The organism is Pseudomonas sp. (assembly GCF_040514055.1).
Lineage (GTDB): Bacteria > Pseudomonadota > Gammaproteobacteria > Pseudomonadales > Pseudomonadaceae > Aquipseudomonas.
In genome coordinates this window covers 1-6,811 of sequence record NZ_JBEVDL010000055.1, presented here as the reverse complement: position 1 = coordinate 6,811, position 6,811 = coordinate 1, and the positions used below count along the sequence as shown (strand labels likewise).

The 6,811-nt window shown below is 61.5% G+C and carries 7 protein-coding genes and 1 pseudogene; all 8 read right to left on the bottom strand.

Annotated elements, in window-relative coordinates; genetic code table 11:
- Positions 1-130: 130 nt before the first annotated feature.
- Positions 131-694, bottom strand: a pseudogene (locus tag ABWY06_RS12970) (radical SAM protein); the annotation flags it as partial.
- Between the two features lie 631 nt (positions 695-1,325).
- On the bottom strand, positions 1,326-1,526 hold the full coding sequence (locus ABWY06_RS12965) for a DUF2934 domain-containing protein (RefSeq protein ID WP_168187309.1): 201 nt from the start codon (positions 1,524-1,526) through the stop codon (positions 1,326-1,328).
- A gap of 102 nt (positions 1,527-1,628) precedes the next feature.
- Complete coding sequence (locus ABWY06_RS12960; RefSeq protein WP_128869944.1) at positions 1,629-2,105, bottom strand: MarR family winged helix-turn-helix transcriptional regulator; 477 nt, start codon at positions 2,103-2,105, stop codon at positions 1,629-1,631.
- A gap of 124 nt (positions 2,106-2,229) precedes the next feature.
- Entirely contained in the window at positions 2,230-3,771 is a 1,542-nt protein-coding gene (locus tag ABWY06_RS12955) for a methyl-accepting chemotaxis protein (protein WP_502948196.1), read from the bottom strand.
- A 45-nt stretch (positions 3,772-3,816) separates the two neighbouring features.
- Complete coding sequence (locus tag ABWY06_RS12950) at positions 3,817-4,581, bottom strand: class II aldolase/adducin family protein (RefSeq protein WP_178084689.1); 765 nt, start codon at positions 4,579-4,581, stop codon at positions 3,817-3,819.
- 23 nt (positions 4,582-4,604) lie between these two features.
- Positions 4,605-5,591 (bottom strand): ketopantoate reductase family protein, encoded by a 987-nt coding sequence (locus ABWY06_RS12945; RefSeq protein WP_353925973.1) that lies wholly within the window; start codon positions 5,589-5,591, stop codon positions 4,605-4,607.
- Positions 5,592-5,939: 348 nt separating this feature from the next.
- On the bottom strand, positions 5,940-6,734 hold the full coding sequence (locus ABWY06_RS12940; RefSeq protein WP_353925972.1) for an ABC transporter ATP-binding protein: 795 nt from the start codon (positions 6,732-6,734) through the stop codon (positions 5,940-5,942).
- A complete protein-coding gene (locus ABWY06_RS12935) occupies positions 6,731-6,805 on the bottom strand; it encodes an ABC transporter ATP-binding protein C-terminal domain-containing protein (RefSeq protein ID WP_353925975.1) in 75 nt (24 codons plus the stop codon). The genes ABWY06_RS12940 and ABWY06_RS12935 overlap by 4 nt, the downstream gene beginning before the upstream one ends.
- Positions 6,806-6,811 lie beyond the last annotated feature (6 nt).

The following is a 6,811-nucleotide window of genomic DNA, read 5'->3' as shown; positions in this document are numbered from 1 at the left end:
TTTTTCACTTCCAGTGTGTAGGGTTGCAAGATCCGCTGCGCGGTGGCGATCAGTTGCTCGGCACTGGTCTCGCGGATCGTTGTGCGGTTTTCCTCGGTCACCTCGCCCAGGTCGACGTACATGCGCACCAGGTCAATGCGGATACGGCATCGTGACCAAGTCTTGCTCGGACTCGGTCAATACCTTCTACGGTGCGCTCATAGGCGTCTTTTGAAGGTGTCGGCCGGTTGGCATTGTGCAAAAACGCAGGACCGTCCAGAGACGTTGAAAATTGGAATTTATGCTGCTCCGCGAAATCCAGGACTTCGTCAGTCAAATGGTGGAGCGTGGTCGTGATCACATATTGGATGCTTCGTTGCTCGGCTACATTACGAGCCGCTACTAATCCAACAATTTGTCGAATTCGGTCGAAGGCCAGAAGTGGTTCGCCGCCCTGAAACTCGACGGTGATGACGGGAGAGGGCGATTCGAACAAGCGATCTACTGCCAGCTCGGCATGCTCAGCTGACATGTCATGACCCGAGCCACCGAGCGGGGCTCGCGAGACTTGGCAGTATTGGCTGGTGTGGTTGCAGCGCAACGTGACAACAAATATGTGCAGTGCCGGACCATCAAGGACGAAGGATTTACGACTACGATATTGAGCCGTCATTTCAGGGACGGGATTGTGTCCGTGGGGCTCAAATATAAAATAGATGTCTTTGTTTTTCGACGCGGTCGTCCGGAATGGCTAGAGACGACCCAAGACTGCGCAAATGGCGGCTATGACCTGATGGGCCTCACTAAACAGGTGATTGACGACGTGCTCGAGCGCTACGAGGCCCACCTCGCGTTTCTCACCTTCGCTACGGAGAGCGATATCGCATCGGTGCTCACTCCGCCGATATAGAGCCAGGATTATTACTTATCGGCGCGCGGTCGGAGGGGTGGATATTGCTCATGGGGTATCCCCAGTCAGGCGCTGCCCTCCGTGACCGCATGCGCAGCACAATGTATTGTCAGGTTTGGGAATTCAGGGAGGATCTTGATGTTTTGGTACGGCAGCAAAAAAGACAGATTCCGGGTCCAGCGGTGGATATCAATCATCGTGCTGTGTGTAGGCGCACTTTTTTTGATATCGGGTATATATCAGTACGTTTCATGCCAGGGGCCTGGGTACCCGATATTCAAGGCGCTCGTCATGATGGGTGTCGCAAGTGTCATGTTTTACATTGCTGATAAATGGTGATGATGGCCATGAGTGTTGTGATAGCGCACTGGGATGTATCAAGAGGCTCTTCATTCCCTCGCCTGAACGAAGAGCCTCTTCATCATCAGCGCACACACTACGCGCCTGAGTAGCGGGCGGCTTCGCCTTTGGCCGGCCAGTCATCCTCGTCAGCTTTTTCGCCACCTTCAGCCTGCAGTCCTTCTTTCTCAAGCTGCTCTCGAGCGAGCCGCCAATAATGGTCTTCAGCGCCATCCGGACGAGCATCCCTTTCCCACAATTCATAAGCTAATTGGCGGATTATCGATTCGTCAATCATGGTCATTCCTCCTGTGATCGAGCGTTCCTCAGAATAGGGGCTACGCCAGATCGTAAAGGTTCAACCTGATTCAGGCAGATGTGTTGCAGTGGCCGTCGCGGGTCAGTCTTCTGGCAGGTTATTGAATATGATTTCCAGGGTGCTGTTCAGCTTGGTGATCTGGGCCTCGGTCAGGCCTTTGAAACTGGTGCGGAAGATATCGCTGGTGCCCCGCTGGATTTCTTCGATGGTATGGCGGCCGATCTCGGTGAGAGAGACCTGGGTCACCCGCCCGTCGCTGGCGCTGGTATTGGTCTCTACCAGGCCGTCGGCTTTCATGCGATAGACGATTTTGGTGATGGTCGAGAGCTTGGCGATGGCATGGATGGAGATTTCCGAAATGCTCGACTCGCCGTTCTCCTTGAGGATGAACAGAATCCGCCAGCGCGGGATGTCCATATCGATTTTTTTCAACGCTTTCTCCATGGCCATGGAGTAGCGGCCGTGCAGGCGAGCCAGCCAGTAGAAGGGGAACTCTTCCTTCTTGAAATCCTCGCTGGCGGGGTTGTATCGGCTCAGGCGCTTTTTCGGGGTGGTCATAAAGGTTGGCGTAGTCTTTCTGTGAACTGGGTTTGATAGCGGGCGTCATTGTCGCGCCGCCCGCGGCAAAAAACCAGCGGACAGGCCGCAGCGTGTCGGGCCTGATGCTCGAAGCTCGCTAAACTCAGCCCTGAACAAAGCGCTGGGCCAGGTCCAGTTGGGAGTTGGCCAGTTGATGCAGCTCCTCGCCGATCTGGGTACTGCGTCGGGACTGATCGCTGCTGGTCTGCGCCAGGCTCACGATCTGGGAAATCTGCCCGTTGATCTCCTGGGCGACTTGACCTTGCTGTTCGATGGCCGAGGCCATCTGCAAACTCATGCCGGAGATCTGCCCGACTTCCTCGCAGATGCGTCGCAGCGCCGTCTGTACCTGTGCCACATCTTCGCGGGACTCGCGCGCGGCCGTTTCGCCGCGTTGTGCGGTGGAAAGCGCCAGGGCGCTGCCGTCGCGCAACTGCTCGATGGAGCGCTGGATCTGTTCGGTGGATTCGCGGGTCCGGGTCGCGAGGCTGCGCACCTCATCGGCGACCACCGCGAAACCGCGTCCGGTCTCTCCGGCACGGGCCGCTTCGATGGCCGCGTTCAGCGCCAGCAGGTTGGTCTGTTCGGCGATGCTGCGAATCACATGCGCGACACCGCTGATGGATTCGATCGACTCCGCCAGGTGGCTGACCGCCTGACCGATCTCCTCGACCGAAGTGCACAGGCCGGTCATCGAACGCTGGCTCTGCCCGGACATCCGGTCGCCTTCGCGGGCCAGGCGATCCACGGCTTGAGTGGCCTCGGCCGCGTGTTGCAGGTTGCGCGACAGCTCCTGGATCGTCGCACTCATCTGATGGACCGCCGCGGCGGACTGCTCGGCTTCCTCGAGTTGCCGTTGCAGGTGACCCGACTGGGCCTGCACCAGCGTCGATGATTCTTGCGCGCGTTGGCGCACGGTCTCGCCGTTGATCCGGATGCGCGCCATGACCGTGCGCATCCGCGTGTTCTGGCTGTGGAGGGCCATGTCCAGGCGGCTGGCGACGCTGGCGCTGCCGTCCTGCAGCGGCGCCAGCAAGGCATCGCTGTAGGCCTGAGCATGGCGGGCCATGATCCGGCGAACATCCGCCTGCTGCGTGGCTCGCCATTGCCAGGCCGCGGCGATTACGCCGCCAAGCACCAGCAGGCCCGGTACCAGGTCGATCTGTCCGCCGAGCATGGCGCCGGTGACCCCGAGCCCCAGCAGCCAGGCGATCCCCTGATGGCTGGCGTGTTCCTGCACGCGTCGGCTTAACGTCAGCGGGTTGTGGCCGTCATTCAAGCGGCGATAGAGCTGTTCCGCTCGCAGGCGCTGGGCGTCGTCCAGCGGGTGATACGCGGTCCCCAGCGCGTTCAGCTGACCGCCTTCGAACAGCGGCACCACATAGAGATTGCACCAGAAGGTCGTGCCTTGTTTATCGCGGCCGATCATGGGCGCGGTCCACGGCACGCCGCTGCGCAGGGTGTCCCACATGCGATCCATGACTCGCTCGGGCATCAGCGGGTGATTGATCAGTTCATGCGGCTGGTTGAGCAAGTCTTCGCGGGCGTAACCGCTGAGCGCCAGATAGGCATCGTTGCAGGCCAGCAGATGACCGCGGACATCCAGGCGCGAGATCGGGACTTCTGGCGGTGCCGCAACGATCACCGGCGGTGTGTGTTCCTTTGAGTTAGCCACGCTACGCTCCCGCGATTACCAGCACTGGCCGCGTTCGGCGCGCATTTTGCGAACCATGGCGTCGAAGAATTTTACGGCGAAACCGCTGTCCCGGATCAGCATGGCGGTGAGTTCGGCGCACTTCTGGCTGATCGCCTCGGGCAGCGGATTGTCTTCACCCCCCAACGCGCCGGCCTGGCACTGGATTTCGGCGGCGCGCTGCACCGTCCACAGCAGGAAGAACGCCTTGGCGATGCTGCTTTCACCGACGGCAATCCCATGGTTGCGCAGCACCAGGATGTGCTTGTCGCCGAGGCTGTCGATCATCCGGGCTTTTTCGTCATCGAACAGCGTGATGCCTTCGAAGGTGTGGTAGCCGATGCGCCCGTAGAGTTGCGCCCCGTAAAAGTCGTGATGGGCGAAGCCGGCCTTTTTCATGACGATCGCCGAAATCGGCGTGGTGTGCGTGTGGATCAGGCACTGGATGTCTGCTCGGGCGCCGTGCACCGCGCTGTGCAGGGCGAAACCGGCCGGGTTGCCGTCATAGGGCGAGTCTTCGAGCTTCTTGCCGTGCAGGTCGACCTTGAGCAGGTTGGCCGGCGTCACTTCGGTGTAATTGAGGCCGAACGGGTTGACCAGGTAATGGTGCGCCGGGCCGGGCAGGCGTGCGGAAATATGGTTGAAGATGGTTTCGGTCCAGCCGAAGTAATCCACCAGGTGGTAGCAATGCGCAAGTTGCACGCGCAATGCCCATTCTTCGTCGCTGTACGCGTGGGGTTTTGCCATTGGGCTGTGGTCCATGTCGGAGTCCTTGTGGGTGTGGGTCAGTGACGGGCCTGTTCGCCGCGAAAGCGCGCCAGGGCGATGAGGTGCCGGGTGACGGGCATCGGGATGGCCATGCAGTCGGCCAGCTCCAGCACCGCGTCGCCGATGGCGGCCAGCTCCAGGGGACGGCCTTTCTCATAGTCCTGCAGCATCGAGGTGCGCACCGCGCCCATGCCGGCACCGAGCTCAAGAAAGGTCTGTGGGTCGATGCTCACTCGCGCGCCATACGCGGCGGCGGTCAGCAGCGCTTCGTGCAGGCAGCTGCTGACCAGGTCGCGCAACTCCGGCAGGCTGTAAAGCTGCTCGAGGGTGGCGCCGGTAATCACCGAGAGGGGGTTGGAGGTGAGGTTGGCGATGATCTTGGTCCACAGGTTGTCGCGGATGCGGTCGGTGGCCCGCGCTTCGATGCCGACACTTTCGATCAGTGCGCGCACACGTTCCAGGCGCGGGCTGAGGCGGTTGTCGGGCTCGCCGAAAATCATCAGGTGCGGGGTGTGCGATTCGGCCACGGCGTTGGCCGGGCAGTGCGCGGTGATGAACACCACGCAGCCGATCACGTGGCGCAGGTCCAGGGCCTGGCTGAGCATCGACTGCGGATCGACCGCGCGCACCCGTTGCCCGTCGTAGCGTCCGCCTTCGCCGTGGAAGTACCACCACGGCACGCCGTTGACCACCGGGACCACCACCGTTTCGGCGCCAATCATCGGTTGCAGTTGCGGCAGCAGAGTGGCCAGGGCCTGGGCCTTGGCGCAGAGAAAAATCAGGTCCTGCTCGCCAAGGCTGGCGGCGTCATCGCTGGCCTCGACGCGCACATGGTGCTGGCCGTCGAGGTCGGACAGGTGGATGCCGTCACGGCGGATAACGCCCAGGGTTTCACCTCGGGCCAGTACCTTGACCTGGTGGCCGCTGACAGCCAGGCGTGCCGCCAGGGTGCAGCCGATGGCACCGGCACCGGCGATGCCGATGCGCAAGGGGGAAGCGTTCATCGTAGCTCCGGATTATTCAAAAGGGCCTTGCCAAGCGGTAATGGCTGTTCAGGGCGATATGATGTTTATGCCTTCCGCACATGCCGCCGATCCCCTGTGTAGGAGCCGGCTTGCTGGCGAAGGCGGCTGAAAGGACGATGCAAGACATGAGGGCCTCTTCGCTGGCAAGCCAGCTCCTACAGCGAAAGCGTCCGACCAGTCGATAAATACATCGACTGACCCACCGCAATCGCCCTGTAGGAGCCGGCTTGCTGGCGAAAGCGGCGGCACATTCAACTGAGATGTTGACTGATAGAACGCCTTCGCTGGCAAGCCAGCTCCTACAGGGGGCGGTGTCGTGTTGAAGTGTCAGGTGGCGAGCATTTCCTGATGCTTGCTGGCCAGGCCCAGGTACGCTTCGATCACCCGTGGATCGTCAGCCAGTTGCCGGGCCGGGCCCTGCATGGCGATCTGCCCGGTTTCCAGCACATAGGCGTAATCGGCCACCCGCAACGCGGCGCGTGCGTTCTGCTCCACCAGCAGGATCGACACCCCTTGCTCGCGCAGGGCGGTGATGATGCGGAAAATCTCCCGGGTAATCAGCGGCGCCAGGCCCAGGCTCGGCTCGTCGAGCATCAGCAACTTGGGCTTGGCCATCAGCGCCCGGCCCACGGCGAGCATCTGCCGTTCACCGCCGGACAACGTCGCCGCCAGTTGCTCGCGACGTTCCCACAGGCGCGGGAACAGTTCATAGACTTCGGCCAGCGTCTCGCTGTAGCGCCGGTCCCCCCGGCGATGGCGTTGAAAGGCGCCGAGCAGCAAATTGTCGGCCACGCTCATGCTGGTGAACAGCTCGCGTTTTTCCGGCACCAGGCCCAGGCCCCGGGAAACCATCACTTCGACTTCCGGCAGGCTTTCCAGGCTGCCGTCGAAATGCACCTGGCCCCGGGAGCCGAGCACGCCCATGATGGCCGACAGCAGGGTGGTCTTGCCGGCGCCATTGGGGCCGATCACCGTCACGATCTGGCCCTTGCCGACCGTCAGGCTGGCGTCGCTCAGCGCTTCGACTTTGCCATAGGCCACGCTCAGGCCCTTGATCTCCAGCACGGCGTCGTCGACCTGGTTGCGCGGCGCGAGGTGCGGTTCCACTTGCATGTTCATCATTCAACTCCTCCCAGATAGGCTTCCAGCACCGCCGGATCCTTCTGTACGTCTTCGGGCAGGCCTTGGGCGATCCGCTG